We start from the raw sequence: 23,352 nt of genomic DNA, 5'->3' as shown, positions 1-23,352 counted from the left end.
TCGCCCGCAGCCGTTTCGACGTGAATAATCGTTAAGTGCCGTCCGCGACCGAGGAACGGCGCCGCATCGCGATCATCGACGGCGCCGAACGCTGGGATCTCTCCCTGCCGTTGAGCGCGCGCCTCGACAGCGTGCTGCATCGACTCGGCGTCGACGCCGTCGGCGAGGGGCGGATGCTCGTCAGCCCGTCGGGTGCGGAGATCGAGCTCGACCGCGACATCGGCAGCCTCGGCGACGGCGACGTGCTCGCCGTGATCGACCTCGGGGAGCGGGTGGTCGCCCCGCGACGCCGCCGCGACCGCACCGAGACCGTCACCAGCACCTCCTCGATCACCTGGATCGCGGCGACCGCCGGCATCCTCGCCGCCGTGCTCGCGCTCATGCTGCCGGGCTCGCTCGACCCGATGGCCCGGCTGATCGCGACCGGGGTGCTCGCGCTGAGCGCGATCGCCAGCGCGATCGCGACCGCACGCCACACCGGCATCGTCTCTGCCGTCGCCCCGCTCGCCTTCGCGTTCGCCGCCGGGGTCGGCGCCGTGCCGCTGCTGCCGGCCGCGACCACCCAGGCGGCCGTGCTCACCGGTCTGCTCGCCGCCGCCGTGGTCGCGGGCCTGCTCGCGCTGCTCGCGCGGTCCGGCTCGATGCGCGCCGGCGTCGCGACCGGAACCGTGCTGCTGCTCGTGCTCGCCGGCATCTGGGGGCTCACCCTGCTGGTCGGACTGGATGCGACGGCCGCGTCGGCGCTCACTCTCGGCCTCACCCCGGCCACCCTGCGCATCCTGCCGACGACCCTGCTCGATGTGCCGCCGGGCATGTTCATCGACTACGAGCGCTACCAGACCACCCGCTGGTCGGTGCGCCAGCAGCTGCCCGAGCCGGGCGTCTCGGTGCGGCTCGCGGCGGTGCGCGGACTCGTGGATGCGTCATCCGCCCGCCTGCTCGTCGGCACCGCGATCATCTGCACGGCCGCGGCTCTCGGCGCCCCGACGGCGGTGTCGGGCTTCTCGCGCGATGGGATCGTGCTCGGCGGGCAGATCGGCGTGCTCGTCTGCGTCGCGCTCGCGCTGATCTTCGGCGCCCGGCGCTACGCCGTTCCCGCGCTGCAGTGGCTTCCGCGCGCGGCGGCGCTGGTCGTGATCGGCACCGGCGTCGTCGCGATCACCCGTCTCGGCGACGTCGGATGGGTGCTGCTCATCGCGGCCGTCGCCCTCGGCGCCGGCGTCGCGACGGGGGCTGCGGTCATCCCGATCTCGCGCGGAGCCCGCTCGCTGTCGTGGTCGCGCTTCGCCGACGTGCTCGAGGGCATGACCGTCGCCCTCGCGCTGCCCGCTGGGCTGCTCGCCGCGGGCGTGATCGACCTGCTGCGGGGGATGATGACCTCATGAGCGCGCCGACGACCCCCGGCGGCCAGACCTGCTGGAACTGCCGCCAGCCCCTGCCGCCGGGCAGCGCCCGCTGCGTCTACTGCGGCTCGCCCCAGCAGGCGCAGAGCGCCCCGCTCGTCGTCGCGCCGCACGGCGTCGTCGCCGCGGCACCGCCGCCGAGCGCACCGGTTCCCGCCGCTCCCGGTCCCGCCGGGCCCGCGGCATACGGGGCTCCGGGCGCACCGGGGATGCCCGGTGGCGCTCCCGGCGCTCCCTTCGTCGGCGGTCAGGCCGGATCGCCCGCGCCCGCGGCGATCGCCAGCGCGCGCGGAATCGTGCACGGCCAGCGCGCCGCCGGGGTCGGCGCCCGGCTCGCGGCTCTCACGATCGACGCCCTCGTCGTCGCGGCGGTCGGCGTCGGCGCCCAGCTGCTGCTGCGGTCGCCCGTGCTCACCGCGGTGATCGTCGCCGAGCTGCTGCTCGGGCTCGTGGTGCTGCAGGCGCGAACCGGGCTCGGGCTCGGCAACCTGCTGCTGCGCATCCGCGTCGCCCGCCTCGATCGACCGTGGTCGCCGGGCCTCGGGCGCTCGCTGCTGCGTGGCGTCGTCACCTCGGCCGGGTGGCTCGTCGGCGGACTCGGCGCCTGGTTCGTCGAGCTGACCGCCGCCTTCGACGGCACCGGCCGTCGCCGCTCGTGGGGCGATCTCGCCGCGGGCACCGTCGTCGTCGCCGTGCCGAAGCGAAGCGCGCGGGCCGCCGCGCCGGCGCTGCCCGGTGCCCGTCCGGTCTCCGCGCCCGGCACCGCGCCGGCTGCGGGGATGCCCGTCGCCGCCCCCGCTCTCGCCTCCGCGGCGGTGCCGCTCTCGCTCGACCCGTCGTCGGGACTCGGCGGCGTGCCCGCCACGAGCTCGGCGCCCGCGCCGCAGCCCGGCGTCCTGCCCGGGGGGATCGCGCCGATGCCCGGGCTCGCGCCGGCGGCGACCGGACAGCCGGGCGCCGTGCCGCCGATGCAGCCGGGGCAGCCGCAGCAGCCGCAGCCCGCCCAGCCGGGTGCATATCCGCCCGGCGCCGGCCAGCCTCCTGTCGCGCCGCAGCCTGGCCACCCCGGCGGCTTCGCCCGCCAGGGCGCCCCGCAGCAGCCCGGGCAGCAGCATCCGATCCAGCCTGTTCACCCGAGCTCGGTCGCCCCGCCGCCCGGGGTCGTCCCGCCCGCGGGCTCGCCGTCCGTGCCGCCGGTATCGGGACAGCCCGGTGCGCAACCGGGCGCCGCAGCGCAGTCGGGCGCCGCGGCCCTGCCGGTCGCGCCCGCGCAGCCCACGCCGCCGCAGCCCGCACCGGCTCAGCCGGGAACCCCGGCGGGCGAACGCCAGGGCGCCGGCGGCCGCGTCGCGTACTCGCTGCCGCCCGAGCAGCCCGCACCCGCATCCGCTCCCGCCGACCAGGGCCGTGGCGCCGGCAGCCCCGGCGACTGGCACACCGAGCTCACCCTCACCGAGCTGCGCGGCCGCGCCCGGGTCGTGCTCACCTTCGACACCGGCCAGCAGGAGCAGGCGCCCATCCCGGCGACCGTGCTGCTCGGCCGCAACCCGACCGCCGACGACGCCCTCGAGATCGCCGTCGCCGTGCGCGATCCCGAGTCGACCGTATCGAAGGGCCACGCCCGGCTCGAGCTCACCCGCCAGGGCACCTGGGTCACCGACACCGGCTCGACCAACGGCACCTTCCTCGTCGACGAGACCGGCGAGGCCGAGCGGCTCGCGCCCGGGGTGCGCACCCCCGTCGACGACGGAGCGCGGGTGCGCCTCGGCAACCGCGTCTTCACGATCAGCACGCTTCTGGAGGAGTCCGAGTGAGCAGAGGACCCCGGCTCGCACCGCCCCGCGTGCCCAGCGGCACCGTGCAGGTGCAGCCGCCGCCCGAGCTCGCCCCCAGCGAGGGCGCCGGCGGCGTGCTGATGTCGGCGCTGCCTATGCTCGGCAGCATCGGCTCGATCGTGATGATCACCTTCTCGCAGCAGAACGCGACCGGACTCATCACCGGCGGCATGTTCCTGCTCTCGTCGCTCGGCTTCGTCGCGGTCAACGGATGGCGTCAGCGCGCGCAGCGGGCCGCATCCGTGCTCGAGAACCGTCGCGAGTACCTGGCGTATCTGAAAGAGCTGCGCGACACGGTGCGCACGGCCGCGCGCCAGCAGCGCCGCCACGGCAACTGGGTCAGCCCGGCGCCGTCGGTGCTGCCGTTCATGGCGGATGAGCGCACCCGCGTCTGGGAGCGCTCCGGCGGCGACGACGACTTCCTGCACACCCGCATCGGCGTCTCCGACCAGCCGCTCTGCATCACCCTCGAGGCGCCCGACCTGCCGCCGCTCGCGCAGCTCGACCCGGTCGCCGCCTCCGCCGCGCACCGCTTCATGCTCACGCACGAGCTGCAGCCGCGCCTGCCGCTCGCCGTCGACATCGGCGACTACGCCCGCCTCGAGGTGACCGGCGCCGACGAGGAGTCGGTGCGCTCGCTCGCCCGGTCGATGGTGCTCGGCCTCGCGACCCTGCACGACCCGGAGAGCCTGCAGATCGCGGTGCTCGCCGGTCCCGCGCAGCTGCCGCTCTGGGAGTGGACGAAGTGGCTGCCGCACACCCACTCGCACCGCAGCTCCGACCGTCTCGGCGCCGCCCGCATGATCGGCTCCGACCTGGCCGATCTCGAAGAGCTGCTGCCCGGTGACCTGCGCGAACGCCCCCGGTTCATCGCCGGCGGCGGAGGCGGCCGCGAGATGCCGCACATCCTGCTCGTCGTCGACGGAGCGCGCCTGCCCACCGACTCGCCGGTCGTCGGCGCCGATGGGATGCAGGGCGTCACCGTGCTCGACCTGCCCGCGCGCTGGAACGAGCTCGACGACGCCCTCACCCTGCGCCTCGCGCTCGCCGCCGAGGTGCGCTCGGTCGCGGATCAGGCGGAGGTCGTCGCCCTCGGCCGCCTCGCCGAGCGCTTCACGCCCGACTCGGTCTCGATCGCCGAGGCCGAGGCGACCGCCCGCCGCCTCATGCCGCTCGCGAACGCCGGCGCCTCCACCGGAGCCGAGGTCGCGCTCTCGGGCCAGGCCGAGCTCGTCGAGCTGCTGGGCATGCCCGACGTGCGCGAGATCGACTACGACCGGGTCTGGTCGCCGCGCCTCGAGCGCGACCGGCTGCGGGTGCCGATCGGTCAGGACACCAACGGCGTGCCCCTCGTGCTCGACATCAAAGAGGCCGCGCAGCAGGGCATGGGCCCGCACGGAGTGCTCATCGGCGCGACCGGCTCCGGCAAGTCGGAGGTGCTGCGCACCCTCGTGCTCGCCCTCGCGCTGACCCACAGCTCCGAGCAGCTGAACTTCGTGCTCGTCGACTTCAAGGGCGGCGCGACCTTCGCCGGCATGGCCGACATGCCGCACGTCTCGGCCATCATCACCAACCTCGGCAGCGAGCTCGCCCTCGTCGACCGATTCCAGGATGCGCTGCAGGGCGAGGTCGTGCGCCGTCAGGAGCTGCTGCGCGCCGCCGGCAACTTCGCCAACGTCTCCGACTACGAGAAGGCCCGCCGTGGCGGTCGCACCGACCTCGCGCCGCTGCCGGCCCTCTTGATCGTCGCCGACGAGTTCAGCGAGCTGCTCGCCGCGAAGCCCGAGTTCGTCGAGAGCTTCGTCAACATCGGCCGCGTCGGCCGCTCGCTGCAAGTGCACCTGCTGCTCGCATCCCAGCGCCTCGAAGAGGGCAAGCTGCGCGGACTCGACACGTACCTCTCGTACCGCATCGGCCTCCGCACCTTCTCGGCCGCCGAGTCGCGCACCGTCATCGGCGTGCCCGACGCCTACACGCTGCCCCAGGAGCCCGGGGTCGGCCTGCTCAAGGTCGGCACCGAGGAGCTCGTGCAGTTCCGCGCCGCCTACGTCTCCGGCTCGCCGCCGCGTCGTCGCATCAGCTCCGGCTCCAGTGGCGGCGGGCCCGGCGAGATCGCTGCCGAGATCGAGATCTTCACCGCCGCGGCGACCGGCGAGGAGCCCGAGCCCGACGTCGACCCCGCGGCCCTCGTGCAGCGCGAGCCCGAAGAGGAGCGCAGCACCTTCCAGATCGCCGTCGACCGGATGGCGGGCAAGGGCCCCGAGGCGCACCAGGTCTGGCTGCCGCCGCTCAAAGAGCCGCCATCGCTCGACCAGCTCATGTCCGACCTGGTCGTCGACCCCGAGCTCGGCCTCGTCTCGCCGTCGTGGCGCGCGACGGGCGGCCTCACCGTTCCGCTCGGGATCGTGGATGTGCCGCTCGAGCAGCGCCGCGAGCGCCTCACCGTCACGCTCGGCGGCGCCGCCGGTCACGCGGCCATCGTCGGCGGACCGCTCAGCGGCAAGTCGACCATGGCGCGCTCGCTCGTCACCTCGCTGTCGCTCACGGCATCGCCGCTCGAACTGCAGTTCTACGTGCTCGACTTCGGCGGCGGAACCTTCACCGGCCTGCAGAAGCTGCCGCACGTCGCCGGCGTCGCCACCCGCACCGAGCAGGAGTCGGTGCGCCGCACCGTCGCCGAGGTGCAGGGCATCATCGACGCGCGCGAGATCTACTTCCGCGAGAACGGCATCGACTCGATCGACACCTACCGCCTGCGGCGCTCGCAGGGTGTGGTGGATGACGGCTACGGCGACGTCTTCCTCATCATCGACGGCTGGTCGACACTGCGCACCGAGTACGAGCTGCTCGAGCCGACGATCCTCACGATCGCCGCTCGCGGCCTCAGCTTCGGCGTGCACCTCGTCGTCACCGCCAACCGCTGGCTCGACATCCGCTCGAACCTGAAAGACCTCATCCAGACCCGCCTCGAGCTGCGCCTCGGCGACCCGAGCGACTCGGAGATCGCCCGCAAGGCGGCCGCGAACGTGCCCTCGGGGCAGCCGGGCCGCGGCCTCGCACCGGGTGGCCTGCAGATGCTCGGCGCGGTTCCGCGCATCGACGGCATCGGGGATGCGGCGGCGCTCGTCGACGGCGTCGACGACCTGGTCGCGCGCGTCTCGGCCGCGTGGACCGGCCCGCGCGGACCGAAGCTGCGTCTGCTGGCGAAGCTGCTCAGCCTCGAGGAGGCGCGCCAGCAGGCGGGGCCGGAGTACCCGCGGCTGCTGCTCGGCGTCGACGAGCAGGCGCTCGCGCCGTTCGGCATCGACCCGCGCAGCGAGTCGCACCTCTTCCTCTACGGCGACGCGGGAACCGGCAAGTCGTCGTTCCTGCGCGGCATCGCCCAGGAGATCACGCGCCTCTACGGCCCGAACGAGGCGAAGCTGTTCGTCGTCGACTACCGTCGCGCGCTGCTCGGCGAGCTGCCGCAGGAGTACGTCGGCGCCTACCTCACCTCGCACGAGATGGCGATGGGCGGCATGGCCGAGCTGTCGGCGTTCTTCTCGTCGCGCATCCCCGGCCCGGATGTCACGCCCGACCAGCTGCGTGAGCGCAGCTGGTGGAAGGGCGCCGAGGGCTTCATCCTCATCGACGACTACGACCTCGTCGCGACCAGCCAGGGCAACCCGATCGCGGTGCTGCAGCCGCTGCTCGCGCAGGCGGGCGACCTGGGCCTTCACGTCATCCTGACCCGCCGCTCGGGTGGTGCGAGCCGCGCCGCCTACGATCCGATCATCCAGCGCTTCACCGACCTCGGCGTCACCGGCATCCTGCTCGGCGGCAGCCCCGAGGAGGGCGCGCTCATCGGCCGGGTCAAGGCGATCCCGTCCGAGCCGGGTCGCGCGCAGATCGTCAGCCGCGAGCGCGGCCTCTTCACGGGCCAGCTCGTCTACTCGCCGCCGTCGCACGCCTGACCGGGGAGCGTTCCCCGCGCGGGCTGGTGTCCCGTACGTGGGACCCCTCAACGCCGAGCCCAGGGTGAAACCGAGGCTTTCGCCACCTCGTAAGGCGACCCGGCTGTTCGCAATTCAGGACTCGATTCGTCGCAACTCAGGACCGGACACGAGATCCTGCGGTCATTCCGGCGGATCGGACGTCCAGTCCTGAATTGCGAAGCCACCAGTCCTGAATTGCGAAGCCGGATCGGGCGAGCCGCCGGGCACGATGAGGGCCCGGAGCAGAACCCTCGCGCAGCCGGGAACGCCGCAGCGCCCTGCCCGCCGAAGCGGACCGGGCGCTGAACGACTGCGACGCGCGACGAGGCGGTGCGGATGCGGTGAAGCGCTCCGAATCAGGCCTGCTGCTCGTCGTCGTCGGGCACGATCTCGATGTCGAGTCGGCGTCCGCCGCGGCGACCGAGGCGCGAACCGGTGTCGCCGGCGCGTCCGCCGCCCATCATGCCCATCCCGCCGCGGGCGCCCGCTCCGGCGCCGCCGGCCGTGGGGCCGCCGCCGACCGCGGTGCGGCCGAGGAGTCCGCCGCCGGCCATCGTGCCGGCGAGGCCGCGGCTCGCGAGCGCGGCCGCGCCCGCTGCGGCACCGCCGCCGAGCAGACCGGCGCCCGCGCCGGCCGCGCCGAGGCCACCCGCTCCGACTCCGCCGGAGCCGATGCTCACGCCCCCGCCTCCGCCGGTGCCGAAGGTGTTCGCCAGTTGCGCCTTGCCGCCCGAGATCGGGCCGTCGGCGCTGACCAGGTCGGCGTTCTCGCGGTCGGCCTTGGCGGCGGCGATCTCGAGGTTCTGGGCTCCGGTGGCGCCGAGCTTCGTGGCGGCCGAGGCGTCGGTGTAGCTGGTGTCGGCGAGCTTGAGCGCCTCGGGGCTGACCGTGACCATGTTCTGCATCAGCTTCTGGCTGCCGCCGAAGAGCTGCTTGAACGACTGCACGACGCCGACGAGCGACTTGACCGACTGCAGCACCTGCAGCATCGGCTTGACGACCTTGTTGACGATCTGGTTGACCTTCGTCACGACGCGGGCGATGGCGTAGCCGATGCCGAGTCCGAACGACGCGGCGACGACGGCCATGGCCTCGATCGCGGTGGCCAGGACGCTCGAGATGCCCTGCTTGACGACGCTCTGCATCTTCGCGACGAGCTCGCTGCCGGTGTTGAGTCCGCTCGAGATCGAGTCGGCCCAGTCACCGGAGGCGGCGACGTGCTCGGCGGCGTCGGAGGCGTAGGCGAGGTAGGAGTCGACGGTCTTGCCCGCCATTCCCTCGAGGTCCTTGAGGCGGGTGGCGAGGGTGCCGCCGGCCTGGCGCATCACGTCGCCGGCCTGGGTCCAGGTCTTGGCGAAGGCCTGCACGGCCGACTGGCTGCCGGCGAGCTTGTCGAGCCACTGCTTCAGCGGGCCGAGGTGGTTGATGACCCAGCCGAGGCCGCAGTTGACGATCGTGCCGATCGGGTCGCTGAGCGCCGCGGCGGCGTCGCCGAGCGTCTGCAGGAAGGCGATGCCGCCATCCAGCCAGTTGCCGTTCTTGACGGCGGTCGAGAGGGCCTTGCCGTCATTGAGGATGTTGCTGCCCTTGAAGGGCGAGGTGGTGCTCGCAGCTGCCGCGGTCATCAGTCCATCGCCTTCGTGATCGTGTCGTAGGTGCCCTTGACGTCGGTCTCGATCTGCTCCCACTGGGATGCCGTCTGCTTCAGCTCGACGGCGGTGCGCAGCAGCAGCGACTGCTTGCTGCCGAGCATCCCCGAGCCGGCGACGGTCATGGCGAGCGTCTCGGGCACCAGGAAGGCGCACATGATGCCGAAGGCGTCGGAGGCGAGGTTGCCGCCCTTCACCGAGGCGATGGCCTTGCTGACGTCATCCGCCACAGAGCTGACGAGCGCGGCGTGCTGCCGCAGCTTGTCGAAGTCGAGTGCGATCTCCTCAGTCACTGCTTGCGTTCCCCTCTGCTGATGCTGGTCTCGCTCGGCGTGCCGGGTGCCGGTCGCGTCGGGTCGATGGTCGCGGCGGCGGCAGCGGATGCGGCGGCGGCCGGGTTGGTCAGTGCAGCTTCGCGGGCGCTGAGCTCGGCGCCGAGCTGCAGCGTGATCGGGTCGTCGTCGCCGAGCAGCTGGGCGACGCTCTGAACGGCCTTGCGCTTGGCGACGAGCTCGGCGGCGTTGATGGTCTGCAGGATCTCGCGCGACAGCTTGCGGGCTCCGCCGGTCAGCGCGGTCTCGCTGATCTCGATGCCGGTGACGTGTCCGGTGGAGTCGGTCTCGACGCGGATGTCGCGGGCGGCGGAGACGGCCACGCCGCGCACGGCGCCGATCGCGGCGGTGAACGCCGGCATGCGCGCGGCGCGTTCGTCGTTCGCGCGGACGTCGTCGTGGATCTGGTCGATCACTTCGTCAGCAGAGAGCACTGCTCAAAATTAGTCAGCAATCCCGTCCGATAGGAAGGGTTTCGACCGTTGTTCACCAAACTTTTTGTCACCCGGACGGGGGACAGTCCGCGGGGGCCGTGTTTTCCGGCGATTCAGCTTCCGGGAAGGCGCGCACGGAACGACGAAGGCCCGCCCCGCTCGGATGAGCGGTGCGGGCCTTCGGTGGTTCTCAGCTGAGCTGACTCAGACCGCGGGGTCGACGTCGGCGACGTCTTCGATCCACAGGTCGTCGTCGGCGCGCAGCGTCTGCCAGGCGGCGTAGGCCACGGCGGCGACGGCGGCGACGCCGAACGCGGCGAGGATGTACTTGCCGGGGCCGCCCGACTTCGCCGGACGCACCTGCTTGGCCGCGTACTTGCCGTAGTTCTTGGTCTTCTTCTCGGCCTTCTTCACGAGCTCGCGCACGCGCGGGTCCTTCGCGGCCTCGAGCACGGCCAGCGTCGAGCTGATCGTGCCGGCGACCGCCGGGATCACGTCGTCGGCCAGGCGGTTGCGGCCGACATAGGCGGCCGCGCGGCCGGCGGCCACGCTCTGCGCCACACGGGGCTTCACCCGGGAGTCGTAGGCCTCGAAGAATCGAGGGGCGACGTCGGTGCGGGCGTAGTCGCCCATCTGCCGGCGTGCTTCGCGCAGCACCTTGCCCGCGTGTTCGAGCACCTCGCGCTGCTCGTCGACCACGGTGCTCGCGGTGTTCTTCAGTCGCTTCAGCTCGCGCTTCCGCTTGCGTGTCGATGCCACGTCGACCTCCGTCTTCGCGTTGGGGTTTCCCTCATCCTTCCACGCCGATCCGGCGAACGGACCCCCTGCCGTCTGCACGTCCACTGAAAGCACAGTGGATGCGCATCCCGCACCGACCGGGCGCATCCGGTGAACACAGACACCGCATGGAAGAATCACCCGCATGTCCGCACACACCGCTGTCGCCACCATCCACACGACCCAGGGCGACATCCGCGTCAACCTGCTCGGCAACCACGCCCCCGTCACCGTCGACAACTTCGTCGGCCTCGCCACCGGAGCGAAGGAGTGGACCCACCCGCAGACGGGTGAGAAGAAGACCACCCCGCTCTACGACGGCACGATCTTCCACCGCATCATCAAGGACTTCATGGTGCAGGCCGGCGACCCGCTGGGCCTCGGCATCGGCGGCCCCGGCTACCAGTTCGACGACGAGATCCACCCCGAGCTCAACTTCAACGAGCCCTACGTGCTCGCCATGGCCAACGCCGGCAAGCAGGCCGGTCGCGGCACCAACGGCTCGCAGTTCTTCATCTCGACCGTGCCCACCCCGTGGCTGCAGGCCAAGCACACGATCTTCGGCGTCGTCGCCGACGACGAGTCGAAGCGCGTCGTCGACGCCATCGAGGGCGTGCAGACCGACGGTCGCGACAAGCCGCTCGAGGACGTCGTGATCAACTCCATCGAGGTCGTCCCCGTCTCGTGACCGATCCCCAGGCCGCCGCAGACCCCTCGGTCTGCTACCGGCATCCCGACCGTCAGAGCTGGGTGCTCTGCCAGCGCTGCGGCCGCACGATCTGCCCCGAGTGCCAGATCCTCGCGCCCGTCGGCGTGCAGTGCCCCGAGTGCGTTCGGGAGGCCGGCGGCTCGGTGAAGTGGCAGCCGACCGGCGGATCATCGCTGCAGAAGGCCGCGCGTCGGCGCTCGCGCCCGCGCTGGGTGCAGAACACCCTCGGCCTGCTGCACCCCGACTCGAACGCGCCGGTGCTGACCTACGGGATCCTCGGCGCCTCGGTGCTGTTCTGGCTGATCGGGTTCTTCACCGCGAACCTGCCGGCGACCTTCCTCGCCGCCTTCCCGGCGAAGGAGATCGCCTGGCAGGTATGGCGCTACTTCACCTCGGTGCTGATCTTCCCGGCGATCCTCGACTTCCGGGTCGTGCTCTCGTTCCTGCTGAGCTGCGTGTTCTTCTTCCTCATCGCGCCGAGCGCGGAACGCAGCTTCGGCCGGTCGCGGTTCCTGCTGGTGTTCGCCTCGGGCGCGGTCGTCGGCTCGGCGGCGTCGGTCGTGTTCGGCTACGACGGATACGGCTTCAGCGGCGCGCTGTTCGGACTGCTCGCCGGGTTCTTCATCGTGCAGCGATCGATGGGCGGCGTCGGCACCCAGCTGCTGATCATCGTCGCGCTCAACGTCGTGATCAGCATCGCGCTCGGGGGCAATCTGGCGATGCTCTTCGGCGGTCTGATCGGCGGCGGACTCGCGGCCTTCATCATCGGCCGGTTCGAGTACCGGGCCCGATCCAAGCCGTCGACGCCGATCGCGTTGATCATCGCGATCTGGGTGGTCGCGATCGCGGCGGCGACCGTGCGACTGCTCGCGATCGCGCCCGCCGGCGTGGGCGGCTGACCGAGCGACTCCGCGTCAAGCGTGAAGCCCCGTCGACCTTGTGGTCGGCGGGGCTTCGTCGTTCCCGGACGCTGACCCGATCCATGCGGCACCGGGGTTCTCCACACCCGTCCACGGATCTGTCCACAGCCTCATCCACACCCGTTGACGGATCTATCCACAGGCTCATCCACAGCTGGGGAAAGAATCACACGCGTGTAATTCCTGGTCAGAAGCGTGCCCGCCGGACTGACCGCAGCGCGCATCCGCCCGGAGACGACGAAAGCGGGCCACCGCAGTGGCCCGTTTTCATGCGGAAGTTCGAGGTGCTCGGCGTCAGCGCCAGCGCGTCATCATCAGGAAGCCGATCAGCATGATGCCGAAGCCGATCGCGAGGTTCCAGGCCTGGATGCTCTGGATCGGCAGCTGCGAGCCGCTGATGTAGAAGATCAGGATCCACACCAGGCCGATGAGGATGAAGCCGAACATCACCGGCTTGAACCAGATCGGGTTGGGAACGGAGTCGCCGCTCTGTCGCTGCGGTTCCGGCTTGGTGGTCGGGCGGGTCCTGGCCATGCCCGTGATTCTAGCCTGACGAGAGGGCCTCTCGGATCTGCGGATCCTCGGGGCGACCTCCCCGGTTGCGGGGAGTCCCCGATGCATCTCGCCCGCCTAGAATCGTGCGCATGGCTCAGGGGCGGGATGACCACGGCGGCATCGAGGATCTGTTCCCCGGCGACGAACCCGCGCACGACGCGACGACGGCCCCCTCGGCGGGCTCGGACGGCGCTGCCGACGACGTCGCTGACGCACCCGCCGCATCCACCTCGTCCACCGGCAAGCGCCCCGCGAAGAAGCGCCGCATCTCGGTCGTCGGCGTCGCCGGAGAGCTGCTCATCACCGCCGGCGTGCTCGTGCTCATGTTCCTCGGCTGGCAGCTCTGGCTCGACGACCAGCTCTCCGCCCCGCGCCTGAAGAACGAGGCGACCGGGCTGTCGCAGCAGTGGGACAAAGAGGCGCAGAAGCCCACGGCGAAGCCGAGCCAGCCGGGCACCGACGTCTCGCAGAACCCGCCCGTGCAGACCGCGCCGAAGAACGCCGAGCGCTTCGCCCTGCTGGCGATCCCGCGGTTCGGCACCGACTTCTACCGCCCCATCGCCGAGGGAGTCGGCGTGCAGGACGTGCTGAACAAGTACGAGGTCGGCCACTACCCGTCGACCCAGATGCCCGGCGACGTCGGCAACTTCGTCATCGCCTCGCACCGCAGCGCCTACGGCGGCGCCCTGCACCGCATCCACGAGCTCGAGGTCGGCGACCACATCTTCATCGAGACGGAGGACGGCTGGTACCAGTACAGCTTCCGCAACCTCGAGTACGTGAAGCCCACCGGGGTCGGCGTGCTCGACCCGGTGCCCCAGCAGGACGGCGTGGCCGCGACGCAGCGGCTGCTGACCCTGACGACCTGCAACCCCTTCTACTCGACCGCCGAGCGCATCATCGGCTACTCGGTGTTCGACAAGTTCACCCCGCGCGCCGACGGCCCGCCGAAGGAGATCGCCGCGACCGTGAACGGAGGCAGCTGATGTACGCCGCGCTGTGGAGGGTGCTTCCCGGCCCGTGGTGGGTGCGGGTGCTCATCCTCGTCGTCGTGTTCGCCGCGATCACCGTCGCGCTGATCATGTGGGTGTTCCCGTGGTTCGACCAGTTCGTCGCCCCGCAGGACGTGACCGTAGGGGACCAGCAGTGACGCGCATCCTCGTCATCGACAACTACGACAGCTTCGTCTACACGCTCGACGGCTACCTGCAGCAGCTCGGCGCCGAGACCGAGGTGATCCGCAACGACGGCGTCGAGGTGGATGCGGTGCCCGCCCGCCTCGCCGAGTACGACGCCGTGCTGCTGTCTCCGGGCCCCGGCGATCCCGCCTCGGCCGGCATCTCGATCCCGGTCGTGCACGCGGCGATCGCCGGCGGGATCCCGCTGCTCGGCGTCTGCCTCGGGCATCAGGCGATCGGCGAGGCGCTCGGCGCGACGGTCACGCACGCCGAAGAGCTCATGCACGGCAAGACCTCGCAGGTCGAGCACGATGAGTCGACGCTGTTCCGCGGGGTGCCGCAGCCGTTCCGCGCGACGCGCTACCACTCGCTCGCGATCGTCGACGGCACCGTGCCCGATGAGCTGACCGTCACGGCGCGCACCGCCGGCGGCGTGATCATGGGCGTCGAGCACCGCTCGTCGCCGGTCTACGGCGTGCAGTTCCACCCGGAGTCGGTGCTGACCGAGGGCGGCTACACGATGCTCGGCAACTGGCTCGCGGCGAGCGGGATGCCCGAAGCGGCCGAGCGGGCCGTCGGCCTCACGCCGCTGGTGCGAACGCAGGTCTGAGCGGTCCCACCGCGCCGCGCGGATCGCTCGTCGATCCGGGATCCGACGCGCGGGTCAGCTGCCGGCGCAGTAGACGAGCTCGACCGTGGAGCCCTGGGGCTGCTCGCCCACGATCGACTGCGACTTCACCGTCTGACCCGTGCATCCCTTGTCGGCCTTCGGCGACGGGATCAGCTGCAGGTCGGGCCCGCTGAGGATGGTCTGCGCCTCGGTGATCGACTTGCCGCGCAGGTCGGGCACCTCGACGGTTCCCGTCGACACGACGATGTTCACCTTCGTGCCGGCGTCGACGTTGGGCGAACCCGCGGAGGGGTCGCTCGAGATGACCTGGCCGGCCGGTACGGTCGGCGACTGAGCCTGAGTCTGCTCGCCGAGCACGAGGCCGTTGTCGGAGAGGATCTGCTTCGCCTCGTCGACGGTGCGCAGCAGCACGCTCGGCGCCGTCACCGCCGTCGGGCCCGACGACACGTAGACGATGATCTGCTCGCCCGTGTTGACGGTGCGGCCGGCGCGGGGCTCGGTGCGGATGATGGAGCCCTCGGGCACGTCGACACTCGCCCGCTCGGCGCGCTGCACCGTCAGGCTCTTGCCGGTGAGCTCGCGGCTGCCGGCGTCGTACTCCTGGCCGGCGACGTCGGGCACCTTGACCGACGAGGCGATGTGCAGCGGAGAGCCCTGGATGTTGAACACCCAGACCATCGCGGCGACCACGATGATCACGGTCACCATCACGCCGGCCCAGACCCAGGCGACCGGAGGCCGCGACTGGGTCGTGCGCGGGGCGCGGTCTTCGTCGTCGTTCGCCAGGCGGCGCAGCGTCTCGTCGGGGGCGCCGCCGGAGCCGACGCCGAAGAGGGTCGCGTTGAACTCGTCGTCGCGGGCGGGCGTGCGGCTGGGCACCTTGCCCTCGGCCGCGATGTCGACCTCCTGCCGGAACTCGGCCGACGACTGGTAGCGCTCGGTGCGGTCCTTCGCGAGCGAGCGCATCACGACCGCGTTCAGCGCGGGCGAGACCGCCGGCACGAGCGCGCTCGGCGCGACCGGGGCCTCGCTGACGTGCTGGTAGGCGACCGCGACGGGCGACTCGGCGCGGAACGGCGCCTTGCCGGTGAGCAGCTCGTAGAGCACGACGCCGGTCGAGTAGAGGTCGGTGCGCGCATCCACCACCTCGCCGCGAGCCTGCTCGGGCGAGAAGTACTGGGCTGTGCCGAGGATCGCGCTGGTCTGCGCGATCGTGGCGGTCGACTCGGAGATCGCGCGGGCGATGCCGAAGTCCATGACCTTCACCTGGCCGTTGGAGGTGACCATGATGTTGCCGGGCTTGATGTCGCGGTGCACGACGCCGGCGCGGTGCGAGTACTCGAGTGCGGTCAGCACGCCGTCGATGATGCGCACGGCTTCGGCGGGGGCGACGGGGCCCTTGGCGATGAGCTCGGTGAGCAGGGTGCCCTGCACGTGCTCCATGACGATGAACGGGATCTGCACCTCGACGCCGTCGGCCCCGGTGGCGGTCTCCTCACCGGCGTCGTAGACGCGCACGATCGTGGGATGCGCCATGCGGGCCGCGGCCTGCGCCTCCTGGCGGAAGCGGGTGCGGAACGTCGGGTCGTTCGCCAGCGAGGGCTTCAGCAGCTTGACCGCGACGCGGCGGCCGAGCCGCGCATCCAGCCCCAGGTAGACGTCGGCCATCCCGCCGCGACCCAGCAGCTCGCCGAGCTGATAGCGACCGGCGAGAACACGCACGCCTTCGGTCACGCTGTCGCTCACGGTGACTCCTGGAGGGGGACGGGCCCGAGGACCGGGCAGGGGACCTCGCGAGTCTACCCGGGCCCCACTGGGCGATCCCTGCGGAGACGAGGGGTCGTCACGGTCGTGACCGGGCTGTTACCCGGGCGCCGTCGCCGCTCATCCAGACGCCGACGGCTCGGCGCCGCCGAGGTCGCGCAGCCGGGCGACGCGTCGGGCCCGCAGCCGCACTCGCGGGCGCAGCGAGCTCAGCACGGCGGCGGCGATGATCGCCGACCCGAACCAGGTCGCGATCGTGCTCGGCACGGGCACGACGACGCTCGTCCAGAGCAGCAGGCTGAGCGTGCCCAGCACGTACGCGGCACCCGCGCGCAGGTGGCGCAGCCGCCCGAGCCCGTCCACGGCGACGACACCCGACGTCAGCCGGCCAAGGAACACCGCGCCGATGGCGACGGCCGTGCCGGCGATGATCGCCTGCAGCGCGGGCGCGGGCAGCACCGTGTTGGCGCCGAGCGCGGGCAGTCCGTCGAGGATCTCGAAGACGAGGAAGATCACGAGCGCCCGCTCGAAGATCACCGTCGCGGCGTGGATGTGCGCCCGCAGCGCGCCGGGACGTCGACGCGCCCAGGTGGCCAGGCCCTGCGAGATGACGTAGGCGCCGATGCCGAGAGCGCCTCCGAGGGCGATCGCCGGCGCGAGATCCGATCCCGCGGCGACGGCGGCGATCAGGGTGCCGAGCGCGGCCGTCGAGAAGGCGGCGAGGCGCGGAGCCTTGACCTGCGCGAGCACGGCCTCTGGTCGCCCCAGCCACGGGCGGCGTCGCGCGCGGTCGGTGTTGAACAGGTACTCGGCGAAGACCAGCCAGACGAATGCCGCGCCGAAGCCGGCGATCAGCGGACGAACGGCGAGCAGCTCCTGCGCGAAGGTGCGCGGCTCGGCGACCGCGTGCTGCAGGGCGACGCCCGCATCCCCCACCTCGGTCGCGACGGCGAGCGGAGGCAGCAGCAGCCGCATCGCGATCACGCCGGCGACGAGACCGACCGCCAGGAACAGGCGACGCGCCCGCCGGTCGACGCGCCCGGCCACCCCGGCCATCGGCACCGAGGAGTCAGCGGCCGCCGCGATCTCGAGCGCGGTCAGCGCGAGCAGCGCCAGGGCGACGGGCCAGCCGAGCAGCAGCCCGGCGGCGACGGCCGCCGCCGCGGTGAGCGCGGCGGGCAGCAGGACGATCTGACGGATTGCGCGCAACGGCCCTCCCTCGTCGGCGTGCAGAGACGGCGCGACGTCGGGCCTGGCTTCAGGCCACCACGCGCGCCTCCGCAGTCGCTGGGAGGAGCCGGACGATCAGCCGCGGCCGGCCGTGTTGCCGGCTCCGGTGCCCGGGGTGACCGGGGTTCCGCCGCCGACGATGCCGCCGTTGCCGGTTCCGCCGCCGCCCGTGCCGGAGCCCGAGTCGGTGATCGGGATGGTGAGGGTTCCCGAAGCCGGGGTCGGCCCGAGACCGCTGCAGACGGCCGTGTAGCTGACCGTGACGCTGCCGGTGGCGGCGGCGACGATCTGCAGGCTGGTGGCGGTGCCCGGCACGTTCGAGAAGTCGGTGCCGGCCGGCGCGGTGCCGCCCGACACGTTGAACACGAAGTGGTCGAGCTTGTTCGACGCGGGGCATCCCGTGTACGTGAAGTTGACCGTCACGTTCGAGCCGCCGGCGACGCTGGTCTGCGAGCTGGTCGGCGTCGGGGGAGCCGTCGGGCCGGGGTAGTCGCCGTAGGCCGTGATCGCGATGTCGGAGCCCTTGGGCAGCGAGCCGTACTTGCTCAGCTTCGTGACCGTGTTGGCGCTCGCCGGGTCGGGCGCGTTGCCGCCGTCGGTGATGCTCACGTTGAGGCCGAGGTCGCTCAGGGCCGCCGAGACGTCATCCTTGTTCTTGCCGATGTAGTTCGACGGGTTCACGTCGACGTTGTCGCTCGACTTCGACGGGCTCGGCGAGTTCGACGGCGGCTTGGATGCCGTCTTCGAGACCGTCGGTGAGGCGGAGTTCCCCCCGGCCTTGTCGCCGCCGTTGAACACCACGGCGAGCACGATCGCGATCGCCGCCACGACCAGCACAGCCACGATGACGATGAGCGGGATGAGCGCCGGGTGGCGCTTCTTCTTCTCCTCCTGCGTGGGCAGCGAGGTCGTCGGCGTCGGCTGCGCGCTGGTGAGCACGCGCGTCGCCTGCGTCTGGCCCGCGTTCGCCTGGCCGAGCAGCTCGACCGGGTCTCCGCCGGCGACGCCGGGCACCGCCGCGATCGCGCCCGCGACATCCCCGCGACGCAGCGCCTGCGCGGCCCGCGAGAGGTGCGCGGCGCTCGCCGGACGGTCGGCGGGCTTCTTCGCGATGCACGCGTAGACGAGGTTGCGCACCGGCTCGGAGATCGTGACGGGCAGCTCGGGCGGCGCCTCGTTGATCTGCGCCATCGCGATCGCGACCTGCGACTCTCCCGTGAAGGGGCGGCGGCCGGCGAGGGCCTCGTAGGCCACGATGCCGAGCGAGTAGACGTCGGTCGCGGGCGACGCCGGGTGCCCGCTCGCCTGCTCGGGCGACAGGTACTGCACCGTGCCCATGACCTGACCGGTCGCGGTCAGCGGAACCTGGTCGGCGATGCGCGCGATGCCGAAGTCGGTGATCTTGACCCGGCCCTCGGGCGTGATGAGCAGGTTGCCGGGCTTGATGTCGCGGTGCACGAGACCGGCCATGTGGGCGGCGTGCAGGGCGGATGCGGTCTGCGCGACGATGTCGAGCACGCGGTCGGTCGAGAGCACCCGCTCGCGGTCGAGCACCGCCGAGAGCGCCTCGCCCGGCACGAGCTCCATGACGAGGTAGGCGCTGCCCTCCTCCTCGCCGTAGTCGTAGACATTGGCGATGCCCTCGTGGTTGACGAGCGCGGCGTGACGGGCCTCGGCGCGGAAGCGCTCGAGGAAGCCCGGGTCGCCCATGTACTCGTCCTTGAGGATCTTGAGTGCCACGGTGCGCCCGATCACGAGATCGGTCGCCTGCCAGACCTCGCCCATGCCGCCGATCGCGATGCGCGACGAGAGCTGGTATCGACCGCCGAAGGTGAGCCCGCTGGTCGGTCTCATCGCTTCACCACCGCCTCCATGACCTTCTTCGCGATCGGAGCCGCGAGTGTGTTGCCGAAACCGTTCTGACCCAGTCCGCCGCCGTTCGCCACGACGACCGCGACCGCGATCTGCGGATCATCGGCCGGTGCGAAGCCGGTGAACCACAGCGTGTACGGATCCCCGACGCCGTTCTGCGCCGTGCCGGTCTTGCCGGCGACCTGTACGCCACTGATTCTCGCATTGCTGGCGGCGCCGCTGTTGACGCCGTTGATCATCATCTGCGTCATCGTGGTGGCCGTCTGCTCGCTGATGGCCCGCCCGTACTCGGTGGCCTTGAACTCCTGCAGCGGGCTCAGATCGGGTGCCGTGATCTCCTGCACCAGATTGGGCTTCATGACGATGCCTCCGTTCGCGATGCCGGCCGAGACCATCGCCATCTGCAGCGGGGTCACGCGGTCGTCGGCCTGACCGAAAGCCGATTGCTCGACCTTCGCGGCGTCGGTGTAGAGCGGGTACTGACTGGGGGTGACGTGCTGGGGGATGTCGATCTCGTCGTCGCCGAAGCCGAACTTCTCGGCCTGCGCCTGGATCTTCTTCGCGCCGAGCTCGCCGCCGAGCTGGGCGAAGGGGATGTTGCAGCTGAGCCGCAGCGCGGTCGCGATCGACGCCGTCGCGCCGCCGCCGCAGGATCCGCCCTCGGAGTTCGTGATCGTCGTGCTCGTGCCGGTCAGCGTGAGGCTGCCCGGGTTCGGGAACTCGCTGTCGGGCGTGTAGTCGCCGCTCTCGAGCGCCGTGGCCGTGGTGATCAGCTTGAACGTCGACCCGGGCGCGTAGAGGTCGCCGGCGATCGCGCGGTTCTGCAGCGGCTTCGTCGGGTCGGCGACGAGCGCGTCGTAGGCGGCCAGCGCCTCCTGCCGGTTGTGGCTCGCGAGCTGGTTCGGGTCATACGACGGCTTCGACACCATCGCGAGGATCTGCCCGGTCTTCGGGTTCAGCGCGACGACCGCTCCGGTCTTGTCGCCGAGCGCATCCCACGCCACCTGCTGCAGGTTCGCGTCGAGCGTCAGCGTGACCGAGGCGCCCTTGGGGCGCTGCCCGGTGATGATCTGGTTCAGCCGGGCGAGGAAGGTCGAGTCGGCGGTTCCCGCGAGCTCGCGGTTGAGGGCGCCCTCGACGCCGCGCGGCTCGCCGTTGATGATCGAGTAGCCGGTCGCCGGGGCGTACAGCGGACCGTTCGCGTACTGACGCAGGAACTGGTAGTCGTCATCCACCGGCGTCGACGAGGCGATCGGCTGCCCGCCGACGATGATGTCGCCGCGCTCGGCCGAGAAGCTCGCCAGGATCGTGCGGGTGTTGCGCGGGTCGCTGCGCAGGTTGTCGCTCTGGCCCACCTGGATGATGCTCGTCGACAGGAACAGGGCGGCGAACATCGCCAGCACGATGATGCTGACGCGTCGCAGTTCGCGGCTCATTGCAGACCTCCCGGGAAGCGGGCGGGGCGGATGCCGTCGCTGAGCCTGAGCAGCAGCGCCACGATGATCCAGTTCGCCACGAGCGACGAGCCGCCGGCCGCGAGGAACGGCGTCGTCAGACCGGTCAGCGGGATGACGCGGGTCACGCCGCCGACGACGATGAAGGTCTGCAGGGCGATCACGAACGACAGGCCGACGCCGAGCAGGCGGCCGAAGTCGTCGTCGCCGAGGTGTCCGATGCGCAGACCCCGCGAGACCATCAGCAGGTAGAGGCCGAGGATCGCGAACAGGCCGATCAGCCCGAGCTCCTCGCCGAGGCTGGGGATGATGAAGTCGCTCTCGGCGATCGGCACGATGTCGGGGCGGCCCTGGCCGAGCCCGGTGCCGATGAGTCCGCCGTCGGCGAGGCCGAACAGGCCCTGCACGACCTGGAAGCTGCCGCGGTCGGCGCGGTACTGCTCGTTCGAGAACGCATCCAGCCAGGTCACGAAGCGGCCGTTGACGTAGCCGAGCGTCTGGCTGGCGATGAGGGCGCCGCCGATGAACAGCGTCATACCCAGCACGACCCAGCTGAGGCGCGCGGTGGCGACGTAGATCATCACCAGGAACAGGCCGAAGTAGAGCAGCGAGGTGCCGAGGTCGCGCTGCACCACGAGCACGCCCATCGCGACGACCCAGACGATGAGGATGGGGCCGAGGTCGCGGGCGCGCGGGAACTGCAGCGGGCCCAGCTTGCGGCCGATGATCGACAGCGAGTCGCGTGCCGTCACCAGGTAGCCGGCGAAGAAGATCGCCAGCGCGATCTTCGCGAGCTCGCCCGGCTGGAAGTTGATGCCGGCGATCGTCACCCACACCTGCGCGCCGTTGATCGGCTTGAACGCCATCGGCAGCAGCAGCAGCGCGATGCCGACGAACATGGCGATGTAGCGGTAGCGCGACAGCACCCGCACGTTGCGGAACGCGGCGAGCACGATGAAGGCGAGCACCATCGCGATCGCGCTGAACACGACCTGCTTGACGCCCAGCGCATCCCAGCCGAGCCGGTGCTCGGCGATGTCGAGGCGCGAGATCTCGGCGATGCCGATGCCGTTCAGCACGGTCGCGATCGGCAGCAGGAAGGGATCGGCGCCCGGAGCGGTCACGCGCAGGATGATGTGGCCCACCAGGGCGAGCCCGCCGAGCGCCGCCGGCAGCGCCAGCATCCCCTCGTCGAACTGACCTTGCGCCCCCAGCTGCACGAGCGCCATCGCCCCGATCGACAGGCCGATCGCGAACAGCAGCAGCGGCAGCTCGATGTTGCGCAGGCGGGCAGGCTCACGCAGGCGGATGCGGATGCTGCTGGTGAAGTCGCTGATCCGCCCGGGCCCGGTCGCGAGCGACGGGCCGGCTGCCGAGGGGGTGGATGCGCTCACTCAGCCCCCCGCCGCCGCCGAGAGGCGGGCCACGATGTCGAGCGCCTCCTTGTAGTCGTCGGCGCTGATGGTGCGCTTCACGCTGTCACGCTGCGCCGCGCTCAGGTCGTCGAGGTCGATCGCGGTCGGCTGACGCAGCTCTGAGAGCGAGATCGGGCCGATGTTCTGCTGCACTCCGCGGTAGATCGCGACCTTGCCCTGGTATTCGCCGACGAAGTAGTGCGACTGGGTCCAGTTGTAGGCGACGAGGCAGGCGGCCACGATCGCGGCGATCGCGAGACCGGCCATGACCAGCCAGGTGACGCGGCGACGGCGGGCGCGGCGGCGATCCTCTTCGATCAGCTCGTCGAGGTAGTCGTCGCTGTCGGGCTCGAAGTGGCTCGGGTCGGGCTGGGTCGCCTTGAGCGGATGCAGCAGCAGCGTCGGCAGGCGCAGCGGACGGCGCGAGGTCTCGTTCTCGAAGCTCAGCGGCACGGCGGCCGAGCCGACGAAGCGCGGCGGATGCGGCACGCCCGGCCCGTCGTCGACGTCGAGCAGCACGACGGTGACGTTGTCGGGGCCGCCGTGGTCGAGGGCCTCCTTGACGAGGCGGTAGGCCGCGGCCTCGGTCTCGCCGACGTGCATCATGACGCCGGCGATGCGCTCCTCGGGCACGTAGCTCGACAGGCCGTCGGAGCAGATGAGCCAGCGGTCGCCGGGGTGCGTCTCGAGGATGAGGGTGTCGATCTCGGGCGCCGCATCCACGTCGCCGAGAACCCGCATGAGCACCGAGCGGCGCGGGTGCACCGCGGCCTCCTCGGGCGTGATGCGGCCGGAGTCGACGAGGCGCTGCACGAAGGTGTGGTCGGCGCTGATCTGCGACAGCTCGCCCTCGCGGAACAGGTAGACGCGCGAGTCGCCGATGTGCGCCATGACCATCTGGTCGCCGACGCGGGCGAGGGCCGACACGGTCGTGCCCATCCCGGTCAGCTCGGAGTGCTCGAACACCGTCTCGGCCAGCAGCTGGTTCGCGGCGATGAGCGCCGACTGCAGCGCGAACTCCGCATCCTGCGCCGTCGGGTACTTCTGGTCGGCTTCGGCGATGCGCTTCGCGGCGATCGCGCTGGCCACATCCCCACCCGCGTGCCCGCCGACGCCGTCGGCCACCACGAACAGGTTCGGTCCGACGTAGCCGGAGTCCTGGTTCGAGGCGCGGATCTTGCCGACGTGCGAGACGGCCGCGCTGGAGGGGGTCGTCACAG

The 23,352-nt window shown here is 71.6% G+C and carries 19 protein-coding genes; 8 read left to right on the top strand and 11 right to left on the bottom strand.

Features of this window, described 5'->3' with window-relative positions:
- The first annotated feature begins 35 nt into the window (after positions 1-35).
- Genes BJ979_RS03240 through eccCa form a run of 3 tightly spaced genes read left to right on the top strand, consistent with a single transcriptional unit; the run spans position 36 to position 7,191 of the window.
- A complete protein-coding gene (locus BJ979_RS03240; RefSeq protein ID WP_179565134.1) occupies positions 36-1,385 on the top strand; it encodes a hypothetical protein in 1,350 nt (449 codons plus the stop codon).
- The gene (locus BJ979_RS03235) at positions 1,382-3,217 is read left to right on the top strand and encodes an FHA domain-containing protein (RefSeq protein WP_179565132.1); all 1,836 of its coding nucleotides are present in this window, start codon (positions 1,382-1,384) and stop codon (positions 3,215-3,217) included. The genes BJ979_RS03240 and BJ979_RS03235 overlap by 4 nt, the downstream gene beginning before the upstream one ends.
- Positions 3,214-7,191: a type VII secretion protein EccCa gene (eccCa, locus tag BJ979_RS03230; protein WP_179565130.1), complete on the top strand. Its 3,978-nt coding sequence runs from the start codon at positions 3,214-3,216 to the stop codon at positions 7,189-7,191. Before BJ979_RS03235 ends, eccCa begins: the two co-directional genes overlap by 4 nt.
- 377 nt (positions 7,192-7,568) lie before the next feature.
- On the opposite strand, the gene BJ979_RS03225 is transcribed toward eccCa, so the two are convergent.
- The 4 genes from BJ979_RS03225 to BJ979_RS03210 form a co-directional block, all read right to left on the bottom strand.
- Positions 7,569-8,837 (bottom strand): hypothetical protein, encoded by a 1,269-nt coding sequence (locus tag BJ979_RS03225; RefSeq protein WP_179565128.1) that lies wholly within the window; start codon positions 8,835-8,837, stop codon positions 7,569-7,571.
- A complete protein-coding gene (locus tag BJ979_RS03220; RefSeq protein WP_179565126.1) occupies positions 8,837-9,154 on the bottom strand; it encodes a type VII secretion target in 318 nt (105 codons plus the stop codon). The genes BJ979_RS03225 and BJ979_RS03220 overlap by 1 nt, the downstream gene beginning before the upstream one ends.
- On the bottom strand, positions 9,151-9,609 hold the full coding sequence (locus BJ979_RS03215) for a hypothetical protein (RefSeq protein ID WP_179565124.1): 459 nt from the start codon (positions 9,607-9,609) through the stop codon (positions 9,151-9,153). Before BJ979_RS03215 ends, BJ979_RS03220 begins: the two co-directional genes overlap by 4 nt.
- A gap of 222 nt (positions 9,610-9,831) precedes the next feature.
- Positions 9,832-10,386 (bottom strand): hypothetical protein, encoded by a 555-nt coding sequence (locus tag BJ979_RS03210; RefSeq protein WP_179565122.1) that lies wholly within the window; start codon positions 10,384-10,386, stop codon positions 9,832-9,834.
- Positions 10,387-10,549: 163 nt separating this feature from the next.
- On the opposite strand from BJ979_RS03210, the gene BJ979_RS03205 reads away from it, so the two are divergent.
- A complete protein-coding gene (locus BJ979_RS03205) occupies positions 10,550-11,092 on the top strand; it encodes a peptidylprolyl isomerase (RefSeq protein ID WP_179565120.1) in 543 nt (180 codons plus the stop codon).
- On the top strand, positions 11,089-12,012 hold the full coding sequence (locus BJ979_RS18055) for a rhomboid family intramembrane serine protease (protein ID WP_179565118.1): 924 nt from the start codon (positions 11,089-11,091) through the stop codon (positions 12,010-12,012). Before BJ979_RS03205 ends, BJ979_RS18055 begins: the two co-directional genes overlap by 4 nt.
- 315 nt (positions 12,013-12,327) lie before the next feature.
- Here the strand turns inward: BJ979_RS18055 and BJ979_RS03195 are convergent, their stop codons facing one another.
- On the bottom strand, positions 12,328-12,567 hold the full coding sequence (locus BJ979_RS03195; protein WP_179565109.1) for a cell division protein CrgA: 240 nt from the start codon (positions 12,565-12,567) through the stop codon (positions 12,328-12,330).
- A gap of 110 nt (positions 12,568-12,677) precedes the next feature.
- Between BJ979_RS03195 and BJ979_RS03190 the strand changes: the two genes are divergently transcribed.
- From BJ979_RS03190 to BJ979_RS03180, 3 genes are read left to right on the top strand one after another with little or no spacing between them, the layout of a single operon-like run.
- Positions 12,678-13,574: a class E sortase gene (locus tag BJ979_RS03190; RefSeq protein WP_179565107.1), complete on the top strand. Its 897-nt coding sequence runs from the start codon at positions 12,678-12,680 to the stop codon at positions 13,572-13,574.
- Positions 13,574-13,738: a hypothetical protein gene (locus BJ979_RS03185; protein WP_179565105.1), complete on the top strand. Its 165-nt coding sequence runs from the start codon at positions 13,574-13,576 to the stop codon at positions 13,736-13,738. The genes BJ979_RS03190 and BJ979_RS03185 overlap by 1 nt, the downstream gene beginning before the upstream one ends.
- A complete protein-coding gene (locus BJ979_RS03180) occupies positions 13,735-14,376 on the top strand; it encodes an anthranilate synthase component II (protein WP_179565103.1) in 642 nt (213 codons plus the stop codon). The genes BJ979_RS03185 and BJ979_RS03180 overlap by 4 nt, the downstream gene beginning before the upstream one ends.
- 54 nt (positions 14,377-14,430) lie before the next feature.
- Here the strand turns inward: BJ979_RS03180 and pknB are convergent, their stop codons facing one another.
- From pknB to BJ979_RS03150, 6 genes are all read right to left on the bottom strand, one after another.
- Complete coding sequence (pknB, locus tag BJ979_RS03175) at positions 14,431-16,143, bottom strand: Stk1 family PASTA domain-containing Ser/Thr kinase (protein WP_179565101.1); 1,713 nt, start codon at positions 16,141-16,143, stop codon at positions 14,431-14,433.
- Positions 16,144-16,281: 138 nt separating this feature from the next.
- Positions 16,282-17,370: a DUF475 domain-containing protein gene (locus tag BJ979_RS03170; RefSeq protein ID WP_179565099.1), complete on the bottom strand. Its 1,089-nt coding sequence runs from the start codon at positions 17,368-17,370 to the stop codon at positions 16,282-16,284.
- A gap of 96 nt (positions 17,371-17,466) precedes the next feature.
- Positions 17,467-19,245 (bottom strand): serine/threonine-protein kinase, encoded by a 1,779-nt coding sequence (locus tag BJ979_RS03165; RefSeq protein WP_179565098.1) that lies wholly within the window; start codon positions 19,243-19,245, stop codon positions 17,467-17,469.
- Positions 19,242-20,699, bottom strand: coding sequence for a peptidoglycan D,D-transpeptidase FtsI family protein (locus BJ979_RS03160; protein WP_179565096.1), 1,458 nt, complete (start codon positions 20,697-20,699; stop codon positions 19,242-19,244). The genes BJ979_RS03165 and BJ979_RS03160 overlap by 4 nt, the downstream gene beginning before the upstream one ends.
- A complete protein-coding gene (locus BJ979_RS03155; protein ID WP_343046761.1) occupies positions 20,696-22,054 on the bottom strand; it encodes an FtsW/RodA/SpoVE family cell cycle protein in 1,359 nt (452 codons plus the stop codon). Before BJ979_RS03155 ends, BJ979_RS03160 begins: the two co-directional genes overlap by 4 nt.
- Positions 22,055-22,111: 57 nt before the next feature.
- Positions 22,112-23,350, bottom strand: coding sequence for a PP2C family protein-serine/threonine phosphatase (locus BJ979_RS03150; RefSeq protein ID WP_179565094.1), 1,239 nt, complete (start codon positions 23,348-23,350; stop codon positions 22,112-22,114).
- Between the last annotated feature and the right edge of the window lie 2 nt (positions 23,351-23,352).

Origin of the sequence: Schumannella luteola (genome assembly GCF_013408685.1) — a bacterium.
GTDB lineage: Bacteria > Actinomycetota > Actinomycetes > Actinomycetales > Microbacteriaceae > Schumannella > Schumannella luteola.
Note: the sequence above shows the minus strand (reverse complement) of the source record. Positions and strands in the feature narration are given on the sequence as shown.

Excerpts from the sequence above, each read along its gene's own strand:
- BJ979_RS03195 (WP_179565109.1), bottom strand. The coding sequence starts at position 12,567 with ATGGCCAGGACCCGCCCGACCACCAAGCCGGAACCGCAGCGACAGAGC.
- BJ979_RS03225 (WP_179565128.1), bottom strand. The coding sequence starts at position 8,837 with ATGACCGCGGCAGCTGCGAGCACCACCTCGCCCTTCAAGGGCAGCAAC.
- BJ979_RS03205 (WP_179565120.1), top strand. The coding sequence starts at position 10,550 with ATGTCCGCACACACCGCTGTCGCCACCATCCACACGACCCAGGGCGAC.
- BJ979_RS03235 (WP_179565132.1), top strand. The coding sequence starts at position 1,382 with ATGAGCGCGCCGACGACCCCCGGCGGCCAGACCTGCTGGAACTGCCGC.
- BJ979_RS03190 (WP_179565107.1), top strand. The coding sequence starts at position 12,678 with ATGGCTCAGGGGCGGGATGACCACGGCGGCATCGAGGATCTGTTCCCC.
- BJ979_RS03160 (WP_179565096.1), bottom strand. The coding sequence starts at position 20,699 with ATGAGCCGCGAACTGCGACGCGTCAGCATCATCGTGCTGGCGATGTTC.
- BJ979_RS03165 (WP_179565098.1), bottom strand. The coding sequence starts at position 19,245 with ATGAGACCGACCAGCGGGCTCACCTTCGGCGGTCGATACCAGCTCTCG.
- BJ979_RS03185 (WP_179565105.1), top strand. The coding sequence starts at position 13,574 with ATGTACGCCGCGCTGTGGAGGGTGCTTCCCGGCCCGTGGTGGGTGCGG.